This window comes from Geodermatophilus sp. SYSU D00079 (genome assembly GCF_054050635.1).
The window spans coordinates 1-1,505 of the sequence record NZ_JBJGZS010000067.1 but is presented as its reverse complement, the minus strand read 5'-3'; the positions used below and the strand labels follow the sequence as shown (position 1 = coordinate 1,505).

General features: G+C 58.9%; 1 rRNA gene. It reads left to right on the top strand.

Features of this window, described 5'->3' with window-relative positions:
* Nucleotides 1–79: 79 nt before the first annotated feature.
* Nucleotides 80–1,505, top strand: a 16S ribosomal RNA gene (locus tag ACI79E_RS22405); the annotation flags it as partial.

Below are 1,505 nucleotides of genomic sequence, written 5' to 3'. Positions count from 1 at the left end.
TGTGTGTGGTGAGGGATTCCTTTGGTTGATTGACATCGAGAGTGCTAGCTCTCGGTTCTCGGCTGGGGATGCAAATTCATCTACGGAGAGTTTGATCCTGGCTCAGGACGAACGCTGGCGGCGTGCTTAACACATGCAAGTCGAACGGTGAACCCGCTTCGGTGGGGGATCAGTGGCGAACGGGTGAGTAACACGTGGGCAACCTGCCCCCGGCTCTGGGATAACTCCAAGAAATTGGGGCTAATACCGGATGTGACCGCTGACCGCATGGTCTGGTGGTGGAAAGATTCATCGGCTGGGGATGGGCCCGCGGCCTATCAGCTTGTTGGTGGGGTAGTGGCCTACCAAGGCGACGACGGGTAGCCGGCCTGAGAGGGTGACCGGCCACACTGGGACTGAGACACGGCCCAGACTCCTACGGGAGGCAGCAGTGGGGAATATTGCGCAATGGGCGAAAGCCTGACGCAGCGACGCCGCGTGGGGGATGACGGCCTTCGGGTTGTAAACCTCTTTCAGCTCCGACGAAGCGCAAGTGACGGTAGGAGCAGAAGAAGCACCGGCCAACTACGTGCCAGCAGCCGCGGTAATACGTAGGGTGCAAGCGTTGTCCGGAATTATTGGGCGTAAAGAGCTCGTAGGCGGTTTGTCGCGTCGGCTGTGAAATCCCGGAGCTCAACTCCGGGCCTGCAGTCGATACGGGCAGACTTGAGTGTTGCAGGGGAGACTGGAATTCCTGGTGTAGCGGTGAAATGCGCAGATATCAGGAGGAACACCGGTGGCGAAGGCGGGTCTCTGGGCAACAACTGACGCTGAGGAGCGAAAGCGTGGGGAGCGAACAGGATTAGATACCCTGGTAGTCCACGCCGTAAACGTTGGGCGCTAGGTGTGGGGGCCATTCCACGGTCTCCGTGCCGCAGCTAACGCATTAAGCGCCCCGCCTGGGGAGTACGGCCGCAAGGCTAAAACTCAAAGGAATTGACGGGGGCCCGCACAAGCGGCGGAGCATGTTGCTTAATTCGATGCAACGCGAAGAACCTTACCTAGGCTTGACATGCACGGAAATCCGGTAGAGATATCGGGTCCGTAAGGGCCGTGCACAGGTGGTGCATGGTTGTCGTCAGCTCGTGTCGTGAGATGTTGGGTTAAGTCCCGCAACGAGCGCAACCCTCGTTCCATGTTGCCAGCACGTGATGGTGGGGACTCATGGGAGACTGCCGGGGTCAACTCGGAGGAAGGTGGGGATGACGTCAAATCATCATGCCCCTTATGTCTAGGGCTGCAAACATGCTACAATGGCCGGTACAAAGGGCTGCGATACCGCGAGGTGGAGCGAATCCCAAAAAGCCGGTCTCAGTTCGGATTGGGGTCTGCAACTCGACCCCATGAAGTTGGAGTCGCTAGTAATCGCAGATCAGCAACGCTGCGGTGAATACGTTCCCGGGCCTTGTACACACCGCCCGTCACGTCACGAAAGTCGGTAACGCCCGAAGCCGGTGGCCCAACCC